The sequence below is a fragment of the Bacteroides sp. 3_1_23 genome (genome assembly GCF_000162555.1).
GTDB classification, from domain to species: domain Bacteria; phylum Bacteroidota; class Bacteroidia; order Bacteroidales; family Bacteroidaceae; genus Bacteroides; species Bacteroides ovatus.
Map to the genome: position 1 here is coordinate 117067 of NZ_GG774952.1, position 21379 is coordinate 138445.

The 21379-nt window shown below is 43.8% G+C and carries 12 protein-coding genes and 1 tRNA gene; all 13 read right to left on the bottom strand.

The window, feature by feature from the left end; genetic code table 11:
• Positions 1 to 35: 35 nt before the first annotated feature.
• Positions 36 to 3101: a SusC/RagA family TonB-linked outer membrane protein gene (locus HMPREF9010_RS10875; RefSeq protein WP_008649431.1), complete on the bottom strand. Its 3066-nt coding sequence runs from the start codon at positions 3099 to 3101 to the stop codon at positions 36 to 38.
• A gap of 181 nt (positions 3102 to 3282) precedes the next feature.
• Positions 3283 to 4173, bottom strand: a complete 891-nt coding sequence (locus tag HMPREF9010_RS10870) for a carbohydrate kinase family protein (RefSeq protein WP_008642866.1) — start codon at positions 4171 to 4173, stop codon at positions 3283 to 3285.
• Positions 4174 to 4229: 56 nt separating this feature from the next.
• Positions 4230 to 4314, bottom strand: a tRNA-Leu gene (locus HMPREF9010_RS10865).
• 73 nt (positions 4315 to 4387) lie between these two features.
• Positions 4388 to 5422: a S41 family peptidase gene (locus HMPREF9010_RS10860; RefSeq protein ID WP_008649432.1), complete on the bottom strand. Its 1035-nt coding sequence runs from the start codon at positions 5420 to 5422 to the stop codon at positions 4388 to 4390.
• A 45-nt stretch (positions 5423 to 5467) separates the two neighbouring features.
• Complete coding sequence (locus tag HMPREF9010_RS10855) at positions 5468 to 6328, bottom strand: DUF3316 domain-containing protein (RefSeq protein WP_008642868.1); 861 nt, start codon at positions 6326 to 6328, stop codon at positions 5468 to 5470.
• Entirely contained in the window at positions 6328 to 8973 is a 2646-nt protein-coding gene (locus HMPREF9010_RS10850; protein WP_004309592.1) for a DNA gyrase/topoisomerase IV subunit A, read from the bottom strand. The genes HMPREF9010_RS10855 and HMPREF9010_RS10850 overlap by 1 nt, the downstream gene beginning before the upstream one ends.
• A 135-nt stretch (positions 8974 to 9108) precedes the next feature.
• Entirely contained in the window at positions 9109 to 10437 is a 1329-nt protein-coding gene (locus HMPREF9010_RS10845; protein ID WP_004309593.1) for an MFS transporter, read from the bottom strand.
• A 101-nt stretch (positions 10438 to 10538) separates the two neighbouring features.
• Complete coding sequence (locus tag HMPREF9010_RS10840; RefSeq protein ID WP_004309594.1) at positions 10539 to 12290, bottom strand: RagB/SusD family nutrient uptake outer membrane protein; 1752 nt, start codon at positions 12288 to 12290, stop codon at positions 10539 to 10541.
• Between the two features lie 22 nt (positions 12291 to 12312).
• Positions 12313 to 15855: a TonB-dependent receptor gene (locus HMPREF9010_RS10835; RefSeq protein ID WP_004309595.1), complete on the bottom strand. Its 3543-nt coding sequence runs from the start codon at positions 15853 to 15855 to the stop codon at positions 12313 to 12315.
• Positions 15856 to 15878: 23 nt separating this feature from the next.
• Positions 15879 to 16865 carry a FecR family protein gene (locus HMPREF9010_RS10830; protein WP_008649436.1) on the bottom strand — a complete coding sequence of 329 codons (987 nt, stop codon included), beginning with the start codon at positions 16863 to 16865 and terminating at the stop codon, positions 15879 to 15881.
• 224 nt (positions 16866 to 17089) lie between these two features.
• On the bottom strand, positions 17090 to 18028 hold the full coding sequence (locus HMPREF9010_RS10825; RefSeq protein WP_004309597.1) for a glycerophosphodiester phosphodiesterase family protein: 939 nt from the start codon (positions 18026 to 18028) through the stop codon (positions 17090 to 17092).
• Positions 18029 to 18041: 13 nt separating this feature from the next.
• Positions 18042 to 18923 (bottom strand): PL29 family lyase N-terminal domain-containing protein, encoded by an 882-nt coding sequence (locus tag HMPREF9010_RS10820; RefSeq protein WP_004309598.1) that lies wholly within the window; start codon positions 18921 to 18923, stop codon positions 18042 to 18044.
• 12 nt (positions 18924 to 18935) lie between these two features.
• Entirely contained in the window at positions 18936 to 21356 is a 2421-nt protein-coding gene (locus tag HMPREF9010_RS0124500; RefSeq protein ID WP_225483921.1) for a PL29 family lyase N-terminal domain-containing protein, read from the bottom strand.
• Between the last annotated feature and the right edge of the window lie 23 nt (positions 21357 to 21379).

Genomic DNA, 21379 nt, shown 5'->3' on the forward strand with positions numbered 1-21379 from the left:
GTTCCGCATGGAAAACTGGCAGTGGCACCTTGTCACTAGAATGTTAGGTTAATGCCGAAGGTGTAGACTGCAGGTACAGGATAACTACCGTTATCTACTCCGAATGCGGTGGCAGTTCCTCCAAGTTCAGGAGTATATCCGGTGTTATGTTTCCATGTCTTCAAGTTCTGTATGTTGACATAGACTTTCAGAGCTTGCAGACGTATTTTGGAAATTAAGCTCTTGTCGAACGTATACGCTAACTGTACGTTGCGGATACGGAAGAAACTACCGTTCTCAATGTAATAGTCGGAATTCAAGTTATTGATAGAATGTTTGGTGTTCAGCAACGGTTGGGTGTTGGACGTACCTTCTCCGTGCCAGCGGTCCAAACGTTGTTCCAGGTAGTTGAACTGGGCAAAATTGTAGTTATCCCATGTACGGAAAATCTTGTTTCCACCTTGTCCCATCATGTCGATGCCTAACGACCAATTCTTATAGTCTACTCCGAGAGAAAAACCGTAAGTTACCTTTGGAGTCGGGTTACCTATCATGGTACGGTCTTCCGGGGTGATTTCTCCGTCACCGTTCACATCGGCGAATTTCAGGTCACCGGGGGTAACGGTAGCCAATGTATTTTTGGGTGATGCGTCAATATCTGCTTGTGACTGATAAACGCCTGCCACTTTGTAACCATAGAAATATCCGATAGGATAACCTGCCATTGTGTAACTTTGCTGCTTATCTCCGGCAATGATGGAGTATCCTTCCTGAACAAGACTTTTTACCTCATTCTTGATAGTAGTCAGGTTGGCACTGACGGAATATCCCCAATCACCAATCTGATCGCGCCAGGTGACAGCCATTTCCACTCCTTTATTCTGGATCTCTCCCAAGTTTCCGATACCGGGGATAGTTCCGGAAATTCCGGGAACTTCGGCTAACAAATCTTTGGTATTCTTCTTATAGTAAACACCCTCAAAATGCCAGCGGTTGCGAAGCAGGTTCGTTTCAAATCCGGCTTCCCAGGCTTCTACTTTTTCCCAACGCAGGTTAGGATTAGGAAGATAGGCAAGCTGGTATCCGGGATAAATGATGGACGGTTTACCGAATACGGCCGAATAAGCATTGGTCAATAAGGGCTCGGCAGGGTAGGCTTTATCCAGGTTCTGGTTTCCTAACGTACCGTAAGATGCTTTGATTTTCAACATATCCAGCCATTTGATGTCTTTCATAAATTCTTCTTCGGACATCAGCCAACCTCCACCCAGCGAGAAGAAGTTCTGCCATTCATTTCCTGTGTAGGAGAAAGCGGAAGAACCATCCCGGCGGAAAGAACCGTTGAACAAGTATTTGCCTTTATAGTTGTAGATCACGCGTGCAAGTACGGATAATGTACTGCGTTCCCATTGAGTACTTCCATTGGTAGCGGTAGCTGCATCGCCGATGCTGACAAACCATTTGTCCGGATTATCCGGAATAACCAGTCCGACCCCCTGCTTGCGTGCTCCGTCCAATCGGCTCAACGAATTATAATAGGTAGTAAAACCGGCGGTAGCTGTCAGGTTATGATTTCCATTATCAAAGCTGTTGGTGTATGTCAACAGGTAGTCACTCTGAACTTTTGTTTCATTCTCTTTAAACTGGCTGACCTCGGTCTTGCCTGTTCCCAAAGTAGAGATCCCTCCGTTGACAGCGGCATCGTATACTTTTACGATCGGTGTATATGTCCGTCCGTTGTTCGACGCATAATCCATGGAGAACATCGCTTTGAACGTGAAATGTTTCAGGAAGTCTACCTCACCATAAATATTACCGGATGCCCGGTAGTTTTCCGCTTTGGTAGTATTCGCTTTTAATTCGACGTCTACCATCGGGTTGTTGATCTGCGCTTTCTGGAATTCGGGCAGAGCCGTATATAATCCGTATTCGTTGTTATATACCGGAGCGATAGGAGTTGCACGCAGGGCATTCAACACCTGTTTGGAATCTGCAGGAAGCATACGTGCTCCGTTGAATTGGAAACCGACTTTCAAAAAGTCCGTAATCTTATAATCATTACTTGCGTTGATGGTTACCTTGCTGAATTTTTCATGCTCGATGTTTCCTTGTTCGTAAGAGTAGCCCACTCCCAGGTAGAAACTATGTTTGGGCGAAGCCCCTGTAATACTGATGTTATTGTTTGTAATGAAAGCAGTCTGGAAAATTTCGTCTTGCCAGTCGGTATTGGCATCCCAGCCGGTATAATCGAAAGGGTCATCTTTCTGATTGGCAAGCTGTTCGTTATATAGTTCCTTGAATTGTGAACCATTCACCAATTTCACTTTATCTACCACTTTCTTGAAACCGAAAGAAGTATTGATATTGACCAGTGTCTGTCCCTCTTTGGCTTTCTTTGTGGTAATGATGATAACACCATTCGCACCGCGAACACCGAAGATAGCCAGAGATGACGGGTCTTTCAGGATTTCCATGGATTCGATGTCCTCCGGATTCAGGAAATTGATGTTGTCATTGAATAATCCGTCGACAATGTACAGCGGTTTATATCCGTTGATGGAGTTTGTTCCGCGAATACGGATTTCCGGGTCCGATCCGGCTCGTCCGGAGTTTACAATCTGCACACCTGCCACTTTCCCCTGAAGGGAAGACAGCGGATTCATTGCCGGTTTGTTGGCTAACTCTTCTCCTTTGATATTGGTGATAGAACCTGTCAAGTCTCTTTTCTTTGCACTACCGTATCCGATAACGACTGTTTCGGCTAGTACTTGTGAATCTTCTTTTAAAGTGACATTGATGACGTTCTGTGTCCCCACTTTAATGGTTTGCGAAGTCATCCCCACGTATGAAAATGCCAGTACGTCCTCCGGAGTGACAGAGATTGAATATTTACCGTCCATGTCCGTGATGGTTCCGGTGGAAGTTCCTTGTACGAGTACCGATGCGCCGATCAATGGTTCATTGGCAGCGTCCGTCACTGTTCCTGTCACCGTCTTTGTCTGTGCAAAGGCTGATGCAGAGGCCAGTAGCAGGCAAACAAGCGTCATGATGCTCTTTGACCTGATGGCTTTTTTCTGAAGATGTTGTAAAAGTCTAGTCCTCATTGCATTAAATTTTTCCATTTGTTATTATTTAGGTTGAAGTCTTTTTTCTGCCGTCTTTTGGCGAGAGTAACAAAGGAAACAAACGAAATTCAAAAAAGATTTGGGAAAAAAGAGAGGATGCTTGTTTTTAACACAAAAGGGTGAGGAGACTGTTGAAAAAGTTCAGACATGAACCGGTGTGGTTCATGCCTTTCCTGTTTTAAAACATTTGTTCCGCAGTGGTCATACATTGAATGACGTCTTCTTTGCTGCCATTGAAAGGACCTGATTTCTCTATTTTTAATGTAGACATGGCGGCTGCAAAACGACCGGCTTCTTCGATGCCGGCACCTGATACCCGTTGATATAAATAGCCGATGGTATACGTGTCTCCACATCCCGTTGCGTCTACCACTTCTCTGGGCTTATAAGCCGGAATACGATAGAAGTCTTTTCCGTCGAAGATAAGTGAGCCCATGCCGCCTAATGTGACTAATACTTCTTTCACTCCCCATTCATATAATTGGCGGGCAGCTTCATGCGGGTCGGAAAGACCGGTCAGTACTTCCATTTCATGCTCGTTGACTTTGAGGAAATGAATATATTGCAAGGCTTCTCTCTTATCTGTCCAGTCCACCGGATAGACGTGGGTGTCACGCACTTCACGTAAATAGCCTTGTGAGTCTACTGCAATCAACCCTTTTTGAGATAGTTCTTTGATTACTTCCAATGAGAAGTCGTCAGCCAGCAGAGAGCCGAGATGGTAGATTTGCGCATCTATCTCTTTCAACTGACTGGCTGTGAACGGATCGGCTTTCGCTAATACCCGTTGGGTACGGTCGTCCGGATTGGCTCCATAGATGTTCTCGAAGTATACGGAGTGTTTGCTCGGTAAGGCAGTTACGTTAATACCCACTTTGCGCAGCTGCTCTACAACTTTCATTTCAGTGGCACCTACTGCCGTTACCAGCGCATAATCGATATCATTAAAATGGCGGATGGCATGTGAGCAATAAAAAGCTGTTCCTCCCGGCATGTAGACAGTGTTTTGAGGAGTGACTACTTTGTCTAATGTGATGTGACCGATGCAGCAAAGTTGATGTTTATTCATGTTTAACTAATTAAAAAGCCTCCAAGATAGTATCTTGAAGGCTTATAGTTTATTTTTGGTGCGGATGATAGGACTCGAACCTACACGCCTCACGGCACCAGATCCTAAGTCTGGCGCGGCTACCAATTACGCCACATCCGCATGTGTAGCTTTTTTGTTTAGCGGTGCAAAGATAGGAAGATTTTCTGATTTGGCAAATAATTCGACAATAAAGTTATTCACTTAAGATTTCGAATGCTTTTTCAATCAGAGTGTCTTTGTGCTTAAGTTGATCTGATTCAGACATATTGATGGCAATGTCCGGCTCAATACCTTCTTCCAAGGGTTGCTTGTTTTTGTCGAAATGCGGACTGGCGGAGAAACGGACGCTCCATCCATTAGGTAATTCCGATGAGAAGGGAAGTCCCGAACCACCTCCGGTCCAGTCACCTAACTGGATGATTCTTTTCTCTTCGTTGTCCTTGTTTAAGCTGCGCATCGCATTCACAAAATCATTGGTGGCACTATAACAACGACGATTGGTCAGAATGATTACTTTCTTCTGCCACCGGATGCTGTTGGATGGTTCCAGATAGATCGGCTCCATCTTGGAGAAATCATTATGTCCCGGTCCGGTTTTGTGCTGTATATATCCGGTAAGTGTTTTCTCGTTGGTAAACCGGGCGGCAATGCGGGTGGAGTTGGTCAGGTTTCCGCCTCCGTTATCACGTACATCGATGATTAATCCGTTGCAGGTGGCCAGGTAGAGGAGAACTTCATCCAAGTTGCCATCGCCCACTCCGGAACTGAAACTTTCATAACGAATATATCCTATATTATTATCGAATATTTTATACTTTAAACCGGCGGATGTATAGTATCCTGTGCTGGCACTGCCCAGATAAGTTTGATAGAGAATATCTTCCCGGTAGTTCCAGTCGTAACCCTGATACCATTCATCGTAGAAAGAAGTACGTTTGGCAGAGGATAGATTGACATGTCCGTCTTTTAAAATGTATAGCATCTGGCTTAGGATGTCGAACAGGTCGTCATTAGACATTGTCGGAATAATCAGTGGGCTATATTTGTCGTGAACGGCATCCCAGTCAATACCTTTTGCTTCCAGAAAACAATACTGTTCGTCGATGATCTTCCATAGTTGTTCGAAGTTTCCTACAGGATCATTGGCGTAGTCTTCTTCTCCGATGCAACCGGTCAATACCGGAAGACAGCAGAGCAGCCAAAGCATTTGTCTAATCTTATTTCTCATTCTTAATTGATCTCACTTGAAGTTTCAACATTAAATTTTGTTCTCTTAGTAGGCTCTGACCGATGAAGGCAAAGCTGTTCCTTTTTTGTTTCGGATACGGTATAGGTCTTTCACAAATCCTACCATGAATACGTGCGAGTAGGTATGTGTCTTGATATTGTTTACATTGGATTGTTGCAAATCAGCCAGATAGCTGAATCGCATTTTTGTATATCCTATCGGTAAGTCGACCGAGAGCATCTGCCGCAGTGAAGGCTGGTTGTGCAGGGAGGTGAACTTTATCACTCCACTCGAATTTCCCAGAGAGAATATCTCGTAGTAAGATTGTCCGTAGTGCGGTGAGAACATTACTCCCATCACCGGTAGATTGACTTGATAGCGTAATACCATCGGGTACCGTTTGATTTTCAAATGCCAGATAGCCATTCCGGAAGCATCCAAATTGACGTATGCCCGTGCGGATGCCGGATTGTTGGTGTTCCGGAGATTATAGACAAAGCCTCCGTTGGCATCTATCAATCCTCCGGCTAATAATTTGAAATTCTCCGTCAGTCGAAACTGGTAGTGTAATCCGTAATTCCAGTTGACTAATCCGGAGAAGGTGTTATTGTTATCGGCACGGTTATGGGTATAACCGATGTCTGCCTGAAAGAAATTCTGCACAGACACATTTCCATCGAATAACTTAGTCATCCGAATCGTCTCGCGGGAAATACGGAAGTCAATTCCTTTGTATTCCTGCGGTGAAAGATAGGTGTCGAATACGTTGGTAAATCCTACACCGTACATGGTGGCACGTGTTACATACCGATGGGTTTGCAGACTGTCAATCTGCGCTTGTAATCTGGTGCAAAGGGCGAACAGGATGCATCCTGTCAGCCCCAGATATATTAGTTTTTTCTTCATCAGAATAATTTCATCTGCCCGGTGATCTCATCAATAATATCGCCTTCGCTCTTATCACTGTCCGGGTCCAGATTTTCCGGTTCCTCTTCCGGGCTTTCCTGCTGCTCTTGTTCAGGTTCGGGGAAGCGGGTCGGTTCAAGTTCGTTGATCGTATCCACGGTATAGGTCGTGATGCGTTTTCCTTTGGCTTTGAACCCTTTGACAGCTATGAATTCATCTGCATCGATATCCAACGGATCACGGAAGCTGTCGTGTCCGCCAAATATAACTTCCAGACGCGGATAGTACTCATCGGTCAGCAAGATGAGACGGTTATTCTTATTCTCTCCCAGATAGTTCTGTTTGCGGTTGGAGGCCTCGAAGCAGAAACGTTTCAGGTACGGGTAATTCTGTTGATCGGCATCATAAAGTGCAGCGGTCCATACCTTATGGGGATCGAATTTCTCAACGATGCTCACATTGTCTTCGTAGTGATTGCTCAAATCGAAGTTGGTGGTGTAGAAATCACCATTGTTCAGTACAACCAGTATGGAGTCGTCACTTTGGAATTCTCCCAGGTATTCGCCGCGTCCATCATAGTTGAGGCGAAGTATGTCACGGTCGAACCAGACTTTACGTCCACCGAGAGTAGAGCCGCCTTTCTGTTTCAAGGATATTTTGTGTACCGGCAAGCGGGTGAGAATTATCCCCCGTGCCTGGCGTCCCTTGATACTGACTTCGCTGAAGTCATGCTCGAAGATGATGCGGCGTACACGCGGGTTCGGCTTCAATGTCACTTTGATAATTTCGGCTTCTCCGTTCGGGTTGGCACTGAAATAGGTAATTCGTGAATCGGGAGTTCCCAGTGTCACATCATATTCGCGGTCGCGGACCACGGAAGTTACGGCGAAACGTTTTACGTAGGTCGTTCCTTCTTTTCCGTCGCGGTAGGCTACGTTGTAGATTGTACGTTTATCGTTCTTCTTGAATACATTGACATAAAGAACGTTCTTACCGACAAATTTCTTATCGGCAACGGGGGTGACGATATATTTACCATCACGGAAGAAGATAATGACATCGTCGATATCCGAACAGCAGGCTACGAACTCATCTTTCTTCAAGGTCGTTCCGATAAATCCTTCTTCACGGTTGATATAGAGTTTCTCGTTTGCTTCTACTACTTTGGCTGCTTCGATGGTGTCGAAGTTTCGCAATTCCGTGTGGCGCGGGAAATTCTTGCCGTATTTGTTCTTCAGCATCTGATACCAGTTGACGGTATAATCCACGATGTGAGCCAGGTGGTTATCAATCTCGGCAATTTCCTCTTTCATCTTGGCGATCAGTTCATCTGCTTTGTCTGAGTTGAATTTCAGGATACGCCCCATTTTGATTTCCATCAACTTGAGAATATCTTCTTTCGTAACTTCACGGATAAATGTCGGATAGTAAGGTGTCAGACGTTCGTCGATATGTGCACAGGCTGCATCCATGTCTTTGGATTGCTCGAACTCTTTATCCTTATAGATGCGTTCTTCGATAAATATCTTTTCGAGAGAAGAGAAATGCAGGGATTCCAGAATTTCTCCTTTCTTGATTTCCAGCTCCTGCTTCAGCAAATCCATCGTATTGTCTGCCGACTTTTTCAGGACTTTGCTCACAGTGAGGAAATGTGGCTTACTGTCATCGATAATACAGCAGTTGGGCGAGATACTTACTTCACAGTCAGTGAAAGCGTACAGAGCATCAATCGTTTTATCTGATGAGGTGCCGGGTGCGAGGTGCACTAATATTTCTACGTTGGCAGCCGTATTGTCGTCTACCTTACGAATTTTGATCTTTCCTTTATCAACAGCTTTCAGGATAGAGTCGATCACTGTCGAAGTCGTCTTTCCGTATGGAATTTCTGTGATAGCAAGCGTTTTATTATCAATCTTGTTGATCTTGGCACGTACTTTCACGGCTCCGCCACGCTCTCCGTCGTTGTATTTGGCTACATCGATAGAGCCTCCTGTCTGGAAATCAGGATATAGTTGGAATTCCTCTCCGCGTAAATAGCTGATAGAGGCATCACAAAGTTCGTTGAAATTGTGTGGTAAAATTTTTGAAGAAAGTCCCACGGCGATACCTTCCACTCCCTGTGCTAATAATAACGGGAATTTCACAGGAAGAGTGACCGGTTCCTTGTTTCGTCCGTCATAAGAAAGTTTCCATTCGGTAGTTTTGGGATTGAAGACAACATCCAGCGCAAACTTGGACAAGCGTGCTTCGATATAACGGGGAGCAGCTGCGCCGTCTCCGGTGAGGATATTACCCCAGTTACCCTGACAATCGATCAACAGGTCTTTCTGTCCCAACTGTACCAGGGCATCTCCGATAGAAGCATCACCGTGAGGGTGGAACTGCATGGTGTGTCCCACAATGTTAGCCACTTTATTATACCGTCCGTCGTCCAGACGTTTCATTGAATGTAAAATACGTCGTTGCACAGGCTTTAAACCGTCATTGATATGAGGCACGGCACGTTCCAGTATAACGTATGAAGCATAGTCCAGAAACCAATTCTGGTACATGCCTGTTAACTGATGCTTTACGTTTTCGTCCCGCGTGTCCGCCGGTTTGTAGTCTGAATGTCCTTCCGTTATCTCGTTGATTTCGTCACTCATATATCAATCTTCGCTTTGCTTTAACAACAAATTATCTTCCTGAACATCAAAAAAGGGGATGTCCACGCAAAAATACGAAATAAATTCATATGAGGACGAAAAGAACTCACGTTTTTTATGATACTGACAGTTCTGTTAATCCTTTGATTTCACATTCCATACCAATAAAGCAAAAAAGACGGAGAGTAATGCGGCTCCGATCCAAAAAATATTGATATAAGAAAAGTCATAGATTTCTTTGCCATCGACAATGCTTTTATGCCCTCCTATGAGAATACCGCTCATAATATCCTGTATACCTGCCCCGATGTAACTGGCAATACCTACGATTCCTAATGCTGCACCTGAAGCGTTCCGGGGAGCAATGTCAACTGCCATCAATCCGCCCAAGAAACAGAGGAGTACTCCGATCGCAGTACCGAACAGTACCATGGATAACGCGTCTACCCAAAAGTGGACACCCGGAACTAATAGAAACAGACAAAGTGCCATTACATTCATCAGACCGAAGATGAGTGCAGGAGCATTTCTGCGCCCACTGAAAAACTTGTCGGAGATGACACCGGAAAACATTGTACCGATAATTCCACAAACCGAACCGATAGAAATGATAAAACTGGCGTCCAGTGTAGAATATCCTTTCTGGGTTTCCAGATAGAAGACTCCCCAGCTGTTTACGGCATAGCGGCTGACGTACATCAATGCACTCGAAATGGCAAGTATCCAAATTGCGGGCATCATTAGAGCTTGCCGTTGTGCCTTGTTGAAATCGGCAGCATCACCTGTTTCACTTTGCATTTGTGGATGATTGACGGCAGGCAGCCCTTCACTTTCCGGAGAATCATGAAAGAATCTCCAGACGATTAATGCCCCGATTATTCCGATACTTCCGGCTCCAATGAAACCGTATCTCCATCCTAAAGCACTGACAATGGAGGCGACAATAATGAAAGTCATTGCTTCCCCGATGTTGTGGCTTGCCGACCAGAAGCCATAGAACGATCCCCGTTTCTTATTTTCAAACCAACGGGATAATCCGACTACGCAAGAAGCAGTCCCCATTGACTGAAACCATCCGCTGATTCCCCATAATATGGCGAATAGAATGAAAGAGTGGGTGAATCCTAGGCATAAGTTTGCCAGGGCTGTAATTAGCAGTCCGGTGGACATGAAACGCCTGATATTGCTGCGGTCTGCCAGAAATCCGTTAGTGAATTTTCCGATAGCATAGGTGAAAAATAACACTGCTCCGATAATACCGAGCTCTGTTTCTGAAAAGATTCCTTCTTCAACAATCGGTTTCTTTACTACATTCAGGCTTAGCCGACAGACATAATAAATACCATATCCGGCTGTGGCGGAAAGAAAGGTAGCCCACTGCAATCTTTTAAGTTTTTTCTTGTCTTTTTTAAGAGGAGTCGCAGGAGTGCTGATGTGATAAAATTTGATAAGTTGTTTTAACATGGTGGTAGGATTTGATAGCCTAGTGAAAGGCGATAGTAATGGGAAGGTGTATCGATTATCTTCCGATACACCTTCTGATGAAGAAATAAATAAAGAGTTAGTTAGTAGCTTAGTCCATCTTCCCAACCCGGATTTTGGGTTAGAATGCCTTGTGTAAGTACGCGCTGGTCAGCAGGGATAGGCCATAAGTAGTCTCTTTCCTCTTTCCAGTCTTTGCCATAAGTAACTTTGGGGAATCCGATAATATAACCGGATGTTCCGTTGGAGAGATAGATATCCTTATCCAGTTTCTTTTTATTATCACATTGGGAGGTCGCTGTGGTTTCGTAGATTTCCAGATCAGGCTTCCCGTCACCATCCATATCGTATGTTCCTACTCCGGGAACATAAATACCGTAGTAAGGTACGTAATGATTGAACATTTGTTTACCTTCTTTCCAACGGAATAAATCCCATTGTCTCAACCCTTCCATTACTAGTTCAATTGTACGTTCGCGACGGATTTCGAGAATGACGCCCTTATTCGTTCCCTGCTCAACATTCGGATAGCAAGCTGCCAGATAAGGATCAGGGTTACTGTTGGCATCCGTAAGATTCAGATCCGGCATTTTAGCCCGTTCTCGAATTTTATTGATAGAGATATCCAGGTCTTCTTGTTTGAGTGTTCCCAGTTCGGCTTTGGCTTCGGCATAATTCAGGTAGACTTCCGCTGCTCGCATCAAAGGCCAATCGGAGGTACTTTTAGCGGCTCCGTCATGATCTTTGGTACCTACAAATTTGATAGGTCTGTAGCCGCAATAAGCAGTTAAGTCATTGGCGGTCACGGTTGTTTCTCCTTTTTGGATATAGTTCGGACAAAGTACGGTTTGTTGCAGGCGTGGATCGCGGTTTTTCACCTCGTCTGTGTAAAACATTGTTTCATATCCTTGTTTATCAGTGAAACGTGTTCCGTCCGCCATCAGGTAGTGATTCATAAACCGGCGGGTAAATCCCATTTGCAGGTTAGCGATGCTGAATTGTACGGAGTGTGATAATTGCAAACCTTCGAAGTTATAAGCTCTTGCCAGTACGACTTCTGTGGTTTTGGCGTTGTCGGCACAGAACATATCTCTGTAAGGTTCCGTTCCTTCTTTATACAGGCTGAAGCCGCTTTCGTCAATAAACTGCCGGGCAGTGCTTGCTGCAATTTCCAGGTATTTCTCATAATTATCCAGTCCATGGTATTTCCGATAAGTCCCTTCATAAAGTGCAGCTTGACTGGCAAATGCCAATGCCGCCCATTTAGTGACTCTTGTGTTCCGAGTTTCTGTGCTTTTGGTCGGCAAACTGGTAGCGGCATCTTGGAAATCTTTGAGTACTTGATTCATCACAAACTCGCGGGAATCCCTGGCTTTGACTAATAATTCCTGATCTTCCGAACCCAGCACTTGATCGTACCAGGGTACATCTCCATAACGGCGTACCTTTACGAAATAGAAATAAGCTCTGAAGAATTGGGCCACTCCATTATATTGATTGCGGGCGGTTTCATCATCACAGTTGGAAGAATGTTGCAGGAAGTAATTAATGTGGCGGAGTTTGGTCCATGACCATCCGGTTTCGCTGGCAGCCGAACGGGTTCCTTCAATTACCTGTCCCATGCCTTTGTCGATCATATCATCTGCATTTGTACCGGCTGAAGCATCTGGCTCGTCCAGTAAGGTATAAAATTGATTGGTCCATAATTCCAGATCGGATTTGTTTTGAAAGTAATTCTCTGGTGTCACTGCATTTTCCGGTAGGAGTGTCAGGTCACAGCTATTGAATAGGGCTACGGCCATTCCCAGAATTATTATTTTGTTGATAGCTTTCATACTATATCTGATTAGTCATTAATTAAAAAGTTATATCTACTCCAACAGTGTAAACACGCGGGTAAGCATATCCCGAACCCGTGTTGGATGAGTAAGTGCTACTGGAGATTGCCAATTCCGGGTCGATAGTTTTGTTATGCTTCTTCAGAGGCGACCAATAGTATAGATTTTCTCCCGATACGTAAACACGAACCTTTTCAAAAATACGTTTACTGATAGGCAGTGTATATCCAATAGAGAGATTCTTGAAACGCAGATAAGCGATATTCTGTATATATCGGTCGTTTACGGTGCCGAGTGAACCGCCTGAATAGGATTGATAACCTCTGATACGTGGGAAGAAAGCATTTCTGTTGTCTTCTGTCCAGCAGTCTTCCGGAAATGATTTTTCTACAAATGAGGTAGAAGGGAAAGAATATGGTCCCCAGAATGAATTTGCTCCCTGTGAGGTGGTACTATAAGATGGGTACCAGTCTCTTTTACCAATTCCCTGGAAGAAAGCGGATACGTCGAAACCGTTCCAGCTCGCATCCAGACGGAAAGAATAACTGTATCTGGGAGTTGTGTTTCCAATGATTTGTTTATCACCAGGATCGTCTACTGTTCCAGCTCCGGCCCCAATCACATTGTCACCGTTTAAGTCAGCAAAGCGTACGTCACCGGCACGCAGATAACCGTCGACCTTACTGCTATAAACACGTCCGTTCACGACTTTGTCATTGATCTTTGCCTGATATTCTGCTGCTTCCTTATCTGTTTTGAACAATCCGTCTACATGGTATCCCCAGATTTCTCCCATCTTCTTGCCTACATAATGGTCGGAGATCAGTTTGTCCGGATTATTGTATTTGGTGATTGTCCGTTGGTAATCTCCCAATGTAGCTTGTATTCCATACCTGAAAGGTTTATTGGCCACTTTGAACGAGTCGTTCCATGAAACGGATAATTCCCATCCGTTTGTCCGTAAGTCGGCACAGTTGGCTTTTGGGGTGGAAGCACCGTATACATCCGGTAACGTCAATGAAGTAGTTAGCATATCTGTTGTTTTACGAACGTAATAGTCGGCACTCATACTTAAACGGTTTCTAAGGAATGACATATCCAATCCGACATTGTAGGTTGTAACGGTTTCCCAAGTCAGTCCGGAAGAAATCGGGTTGGAAATCTTTGCGTAATATGCTTTGCCTTCTCCGTCGAAAGTATAGCTGAACTGATTGTCCGAAGTGATTGTCTGCAGATAAGCGTAATAATCTACCTGCTGGTTCCCCAGGCTACCGACGGATGCGCGTAACTTCAGGCTGCTCCACCAGTCGCTTACCGGTTTGAAAAAGTTCTCTTCGGAGATTCTCCATCCGGCAGATACTGAAGGGAAAACTCCCCATCTGTCTCCTTCTGCGAACCGGGAAGAACCATCGGCACGACAGGATACTTCGAGCAGGTATTTACCCATGTAATCATAATTGATACGGCCGAAGAAACCAAGCGTTTTATAGGCGCTGATATCTTGTGATACGGTAAGTACACTTTCAGGAGTTACTGCCGAGAAGGAGTCGAGGTTATCATTGGACAGGTTAGTCATAGAAGTGTTTTTGTTGACATTGCGGTAAGTCTCATACTGGCTACCTGCCACTATTTTAAGATTGTGTTTCTTTGCCCATGAATGTTCAAATGTTGCATAATAGTTCAACATGTGAGTAACAGGGAAAGATTCGTCTTCCTCATAATTATTAAAGATACTTCCGGAAGTGAAAGTTTGTGTCACTCCCTGACTGCGTGAATACTCAAATGAATTGTTGCGATAACGGTACAATTGCTTTCTTTGTTGGTAACTGTAGTTGGCGGTCAGAGTCAGTCCCTGTAGTAACGTAATGTCAATCTGATTGACAACGGACAAGAGTGTTCTGGATTTGCTGTTATGACCTCTTCGTGACGTTAGGTATCCGCCGTCACCGGCTCCCAAGGGAGAGTTGGCATAAAGTTGGTTGGTATATTGCACAATCGTTCCATCCGGATTGAAGGGGACGAATGAGGGACTGATATTTGATTCTAGGCGGGCAATAGTCATTGCGTAGTTGGAAGTACCGTTATAATTGTAATTGTTATTATCCAGTCCGATATTTGTCGACCATTTGATCCATTTGTTTAGTTGAGCATCCATTTTGGCACGGAACGAATAATCCTTATAAAGGTCTTTGTCGATGTTGAACATACCATATTGCTGGTAGTAACGTCCACTGATATAGTAATTCACCTTTTCGCCACCTCCGGTGATAGAGACATTGTGTTCCATCTGTGGGCGGGTACGATTGTAGAAGTATCCATACCAGTCCGTATTTCCATAATAATAATATTTCCCGTCTTCTCCGATTTCCACCCATGGACGTTCCGGATTCTCAGTCATATCATTCCGGCGGTCATAGAGTTTCTGGAGCTCTTCATCTTCGTACAAGTACATATTCACGCCATTGTATGCATGGTAGAACTTGTTGGCGAAAGTGACATAATCGTATCCGGTACGGATAAAATCAGTGGAAGTCGTGTTCTGTGTCCATCCAAATCGACCGTTGTAGCTGATTTTGGCTTTTCCTTTTGTTGCAGCACTTCCCGATTTGGTGGTGATAAGTACCACACCTGCAGAGGCCTTTGCTCCATAAATGGCACATGAAGATGCATCTTTCAATACGGAAATCGACTCGATGTCATTTGCATTGACTTGGTTCAGTGGAACTTCTACACCGTCGCAAAGTACTAATGGCGTACCGCCATTGACAGAGATCCCTCCGCGAATGTTTAATGAATAGCCGGACTCGGGAGAACCGGTGCCGAAAGTCAGATTTACAGACGGATCGGCTCCTTGTAATGCATTGGCGGCAGATACTACCGGGCGGTTGTTCAGTTCTTTGCTTGAAATGGTGGATACAGCACCTGTCAGATTACTTCTGCGTTGGCTACCATAGCCCACTACAACTACTTCGTCAATCATCAGACTGGAAGGTACCAGACGGATTGTCTTAGTCTGACCGTCTTTTACATGAACTGTCGCTACCTCATAGCCTACATACGAAATATCAATAGTCGAAGGAATGGAAGTCTCCAGAGAGAACTTTCCATCCAAGTCGGTAATTGCTCCCTGTGCGGTTTCTTTGTTCATCACCGAAGCACCGATAACGGGATTTCCTTCTTCGTCATAGACAACCCCGGTGATTGTCTGCTTCTTTTTCTCATCGGACTTTTGCTGGCTGGTATCGGACTTTTTACTGATGATGATGCTATGTCTGTTGATGGTATAGCTAACATTCTGTCCCACGAATATCTGATCCAAAACGACCTTGATAGGCGCATTATTGGCATTGATTGACACCTTCTTACTCATGTTGATCTCGGAAGATTTGATTACAACTGAATAATTCTTGGTCTTATGTAAAGCTTCTATCGCTTCTTTTACAGTAACATTCTTTAATTGTAAGGTTATGTCTTGTGCTAGAATAGGTTGAGAGAAAAATATCATCACACAAGCAAACCAGATTGTCGATATATATTTTTTATAAATATTAGTTTGCTTCATATCAGGTTATACTACTGCTAAATTTATGGAGTTGCAGAAGTAATCATGATTACTTCCTGACTCCGGGTTATGGACATTTGTCCGTCTGTATTGAGATTGGATAAAATCTCGTCAAGAGTTTCCCCGTTAGTGAAATAAGCAATGTACGTGTTGTCGCTTAACTTTTGATCTAATATGATGATTCTGGTATCGAAATAATATTCCAGTTCCTTCACAATATCACTAAGGGGAAGATTACTGAAATAGAATCCTTCGCTTTTTGACGGACACTTGTACAGATTGGCAAGGAATGTTTCACGAACAATTTTCTGTGAGGCACGGTTGTACTGGATCATTTCTCCTTTTTTCAGAATCTCATTAGGATGAGTCGGAGTTTTGAACAGTACCGAACCTTCTACGAGTGCGACTTCTACCGTCTCAATATTCTCGTAGGCACGGAGATTGAACTTTGTACCCAGTACCTGCACATGGACGTCACCGGCAGAAATGATAAAAGCCTTGTCCGGGTCCTTTGCCACATCGGCAAAGAGCTCTCCACTGACAAAGATTTCTCTTTTATCTTCTGTGAAGTCGGAAGGATAAATAACCCGCGTGCCTGAATTGACGTGGAGCTTCGTTCCATCCGAAAGAGTGAGTGTTTGATGCATACCGTGTGGTACGGTGATATCATTCCAGTGTGTATTTGCCTTCTTGTCAAGAAGTAAATATCCGGCTAAAAACAAAAGTGGTATAAAAAGGACGGCTGCTACACGCTGCATCCAGCGGATTGAGTGCTGAAGCCTTGGGCGTAGTATGCGAACCTGTTTGGGTTGAATAGCTTTTTGAAATTTCTGAAAGGCTTTTTGAGATAACTCACGGTCCTCTATTTGAATTTCAGAGATAATCTCACGGAAACTCTGGTCCATCAGGTTATTGTCATTTTCTGTCAACCACTTTTGGATTTCTATTTCTTCCTCGTGAGAACACTTATCGTAGAAATAATCTTTTAATATGTCGTTAGTTATCTTCATAGCGTATTTGTTTAAAGTACAAAAATGCATTTTTTTTCTTTATCTGTGAGTATATTATGTTGATTATTTCTGAATAAGATATTCTATTGGGGATAGATTCGTATTCTTAATCTGATCTCATATTCATAAGCACTTGTTTTTATTTAATATAGTGAAGTCAGAAGGAGCAATATAAAATTTCTCATGTTTCTTTATCTGATAAATAGAGTAATAACTTCGAGAGGCTAATCGTGGCGTCCGATTTTCTTCAGGTAGCTGATTAATAACTCTGGTCGGTCCGTTTGTATGATGGATGTACCGAAATCTAGCACCTTTTGGTAAACTTCTGCCCCGTGTTCAAAAGCGTAGTCATCGTATATACCAGCTTCTTCACCTCCGCAGAGCGAGGCCCAAAGGGTGTTTACCCAGATTTTGGAACCTTGGGCAAGGATATCCTTCATACATTTTCTTACTTCCGGAGTTTCTTGTTGCCAGCATACTTCATAAGCCAAAGGGACGATTTTTTTGTCCATATATTGGCGGAATAATTCCTGTCCGCTTGGTTTGTTAATATCAATAATGGGCATGTACATCATAGCGTGCTTATACTTCTTTGCCTGTGCATCTACAAAATCTACCGGTTTTTTGCCTTTAATCAGGATTTGTTCTGTGACTCCCAGTTCTTCTGTAATAGCCATCACTAAATCATAATATTGATACCCTTGGTCTATATTAACCACTATACGGTCTTTGCAAACAGCCAATGCTTCTTTTAAAGTCGGCATCTTGTATTTGGTAGGGCAGTTATGTCCAGTTTTCAGGAAACAGTTTTTGATATAATCGTAAGTTACGTCGCTGACTCTGCCTTTTCCTGTAGTAGTCCGGTCAATGGTACCGTCGTGGCAGAGGACAAGTACACTGTCGGCTGTTAGCTTCAGATCCAGTTCCATAACATCAACTCCCATTCGGATAATTGATTCAATGGCGGGGATCGAGTTTTCCGGGTAATCTCTCCAGTCTCCCCGGTGAGACACTACTACTACATAGTCTGTTTTCGGGTTGTGGATGGCTTCTACTATCTTTTGCGCATTTGTCTTGCCCGAAGTGACAGGAGTGGCTGCAAAAGTGCTTAGAGTCAGCAAGAGCAGAAGTCCGGCGAATAAAATTCTTTTTTTCATATTCATATCATTTTAAGGATTAATTCTTTTTGAATAAAAGAGGGCGAAGCACAAGATGTTGAAGATCGTAGGCTGTGATGATGACATGGCCTTCGTCAAAATCATTCTCGAATGTCACTGTAAGAGTATGAGTCTCTTTGTCGAGTGTTGCTTTAACGTTTACTGCCTGAGCAATAGTAATTATCGCGTCTCCTGCTGATGTTCCCGTCACTTCATATTCAATTTTCAGAGGACTGGCAAGGTCAGTCACCTTGGTAACCGCTTCAGCTTTCAACTTGAGATTCAGTGAATTGAATACTTCCAATGTAAGGGTTTCTCCGTTACCCAATGTGATATTGAGATATCCATCGTCAGTTTTGGATATATTCTTAAAAATGGCAGTCGCGTCGGTGGTAGCTGTAATAGGAGTGCCTTTGCTATCTTTAAGGACTTCACCGTTGACTGTCCAGTAACCGTCGGCGTTTACCCCCATTTCGGGGGTATAGCCGCAGACTGGGACTTTTTTCCCGGCATCATCAGTGAGCCAGTTTGTTTCATTGTCAATGGTTGTAGTCCAATAATACAATTGGTCATCATCGCTGAGGCGTACACCTAGTATCGGAGCTTCTATTACATCTTCCTGGGTTGCTACGACGACTGCTTTTTCTTCATTATTGCTATCTTTGTAGGTAATGACATATTGTCCATCCGAGTTCCGGGTAACGGAGGTGATAACATTTCCTTCCGTCAGATAGCTCAGCTTTGAAATATCTTCGTTGAGTTTATTCGCTTTTGTTTGAAGAGCAGTTATTCGCTCTTTGAAATCATTGAGCTTATTCTGAATCGCGGAGTCGTCATAATCCCCACAACTGGTTAGCAGGAGGGAAAGAAGCAACGAACAGAAAAAATATATTCTTTTCATATCTTGTGTCTTTTAGAAATTAATACTGGGATCGAAATTCTGGTTTGCATGGCAGAATGCATTCTCGTTGGTGGCATCCGGTGCAGAAGTGGGATCGTCCTTATACTTGCTGTAATCACCGACATAACCTCCGCATACACAAGCTTTGCAATTAGTCCAGGTTGCAGTAGAAGCACCCGAATAACCACATAACCACCCCGGACCATGTCTGTTGGTTCCATTTCCTTCGGTAAATACATCTCCCAGAACAGCCCCTTTGTTTACACAGCCGATAATCTGTATGTTGGAGTGACCGATGATACCTCCGGTGCGGACACTTAGGTGAGTCATGACATTTCCATAATTTGTGCAGGACTCTACTGTACATTCTGGTTTCGTTTTCAGGTCATCCGTACCTCCCACAATTCCACCCATACGTTTGTAATTGTAGGTTATGCTCGCTTCTTTACCTTCGAATTGTCCTACCTTATCATCTTCGATGGTTCCTCTATTGTCGCAGTTGTAAATGTTGCCATACATCAGTGTTGCTACAATTCCGCCTGTTCTTCCACTCGGACAACTAATATCACCATAGTTAGTACAGTAATTCAGTTTGCCACCTTCTGCTTTAGCCATGAAGGCGCAGATTCCGGCAGTCTGCATGCCCGTACCTCCATTGCCTGTATTACTGATGTGTCCTGTGCGGACAAATCCTCTGTTGGCACAACCTTGTGCTTTGGATTCTCCTCCGATCGTCGTATTTATAATAGCACCTACCAGACCGGAAAGTGCGTTAAATTCTCCAGATTTATTATCGGCTGTGAAGTCGATATTATAATAGTTAGTACAGCCCTCTATTACTGAATTTTTGGCGAAGCAAACAAGAGGAGCGATAACAGTATATTTAGGTGCTGTTCCGCTCATGATCCAAATAGTAGTGGTACCAGCATCTCCTAAAGCCAAATTCTTGACCGTTGCGTTTTCTATTGAACCGAACAGGCCGTATGCCAGCCCTCCGTTCGTTATATCTGCACTGCAATTCAGATTCTTGATGGCGTAACCTTGTCCGTTGAAGGTTCCGGTAAACGGATGTACGGAAACGTAAGGTTCGGCAGTTGTATAGTTGGAAGCATCTATGTCGCCTATCGGTGTCCAGCTGGTCACGGATGACATATCAATGTCATTCAGCAAAACTACTTCTCCGGCATCATTCTGCCAACGGGAAGTATTTGTTCCATTATTAACGGCTTTCGCAAAGTTAACCAAATCAGTGGCCGTACTGATTCCTCCCTTAGCTTCCACTTCTTTTGCTTCCTGTATCACATCAATGCTTGAAGAAATATTATACAGCGAGTTGGAGAATGTTATTTTTCCGGTACGTTCGTCGCCTGTTTCATTGGCCAGAATGGTGAAAGCGTGTGTGGTTGTAACCAGTGCGCGGGTCCCGTTGTAGGTGATCCACTCATTTTCTGTATTGACTTGATAGGATATGTTCGCAGATATTTGCATCTCAATATTCATTTGTGTACCTTTAAGTTGGATAGGTCCTACATGACCTTGATATATTGGTTCGTCCAGAATAGCAGTACCATATGTGAAGTATATCGGTTTCAATACGGTATTATTACCAGCACTTGCCAGTAACAGGATATTCCCTTCAGTTGCCCCTTCTTTCATGGTGGCGATAAGGGTGGAAGAGATCTTGTCTATTTTGACTTCCATATTGTAGGCAGTAAACAAGTCTACATATGCATTTTCCGACTGTGTACCATATATTTCGTATGGGATACTTACGGGAGTGGTATAGTCTGTTACTGCGTTGTATACCGGACTGTTGAAGCGGATGCTGAGTGCTTCCTGCAAACTCATCCGCAATTCCTGACCGTCTGCCAGAATAAATACGGCTTCTCCTGTTTTATCATCGATATAGGCTGATTTGAATAACATATTACTTAAATCATTAGCCAATACACCGGTACTACTACCGTTCACACTCCAGTAACCATTCTCGTTTATTTTAACGTCAGGCATCGTTCCGCCAATCGGGAATTTCTTTCCGTCACCGTCAAGGATGAATGTGTAAGTCTTCCCCTTATCAGTAGTCTGTGCCCAGTAGAATTTACCGTCACTATCTTGCTTTGCTGTGATGATTGGGAATTTGATAACATCTCCTTGGGTGGCGATGGTAACGGTGTGGGTTTCCCCACCACCGTCGCTGTAAGATATTATGTAGTTACCATCAGCATCCTGACTGATTAAAGTGATAAACGAACTTCCGAGCACTTTGGACAGTGAGGCCATTTGTGCAGTCAATGTTTCGGTTTGAGCTTCATAATCTCCAATCGTTTTTTCTATTTCGTTGAGGTCCTGCCAAATTCGTTCGTCGTCGTAAGAACTACAACTTCCTAGAAAGCAGGCAGATATAAATAATGATATACTTATAAACTTTTTCATATATTCAGTGATTAACATTCGTT

Coding starts and splice junctions, on each gene's coding strand:
- HMPREF9010_RS10875 (WP_008649431.1), bottom strand. CDS start 3,101: ATGGAAAAATTTAATGCAATGAGGACTAGACTTTTACAACATCTTCAG.
- HMPREF9010_RS10870 (WP_008642866.1), bottom strand. CDS start 4,173: ATGAATAAACATCAACTTTGCTGCATCGGTCACATCACATTAGACAAA.
- HMPREF9010_RS10860 (WP_008649432.1), bottom strand. CDS start 5,422: ATGAGAAATAAGATTAGACAAATGCTTTGGCTGCTCTGCTGTCTTCCG.
- HMPREF9010_RS10855 (WP_008642868.1), bottom strand. CDS start 6,328: ATGAAGAAAAAACTAATATATCTGGGGCTGACAGGATGCATCCTGTTC.
- HMPREF9010_RS10850 (WP_004309592.1), bottom strand. CDS start 8,973: ATGAGTGACGAAATCAACGAGATAACGGAAGGACATTCAGACTACAAA.
- HMPREF9010_RS10845 (WP_004309593.1), bottom strand. CDS start 10,437: ATGTTAAAACAACTTATCAAATTTTATCACATCAGCACTCCTGCGACT.
- HMPREF9010_RS10840 (WP_004309594.1), bottom strand. CDS start 12,290: ATGAAAGCTATCAACAAAATAATAATTCTGGGAATGGCCGTAGCCCTA.
- HMPREF9010_RS10835 (WP_004309595.1), bottom strand. CDS start 15,855: ATGAAGCAAACTAATATTTATAAAAAATATATATCGACAATCTGGTTT.
- HMPREF9010_RS10830 (WP_008649436.1), bottom strand. CDS start 16,865: ATGAAGATAACTAACGACATATTAAAAGATTATTTCTACGATAAGTGT.
- HMPREF9010_RS10825 (WP_004309597.1), bottom strand. CDS start 18,028: ATGAATATGAAAAAAAGAATTTTATTCGCCGGACTTCTGCTCTTGCTG.
- HMPREF9010_RS10820 (WP_004309598.1), bottom strand. CDS start 18,923: ATGAAAAGAATATATTTTTTCTGTTCGTTGCTTCTTTCCCTCCTGCTA.
- HMPREF9010_RS0124500 (WP_225483921.1), bottom strand. CDS start 21,356: ATGAAAAAGTTTATAAGTATATCATTATTTATATCTGCCTGCTTTCTA.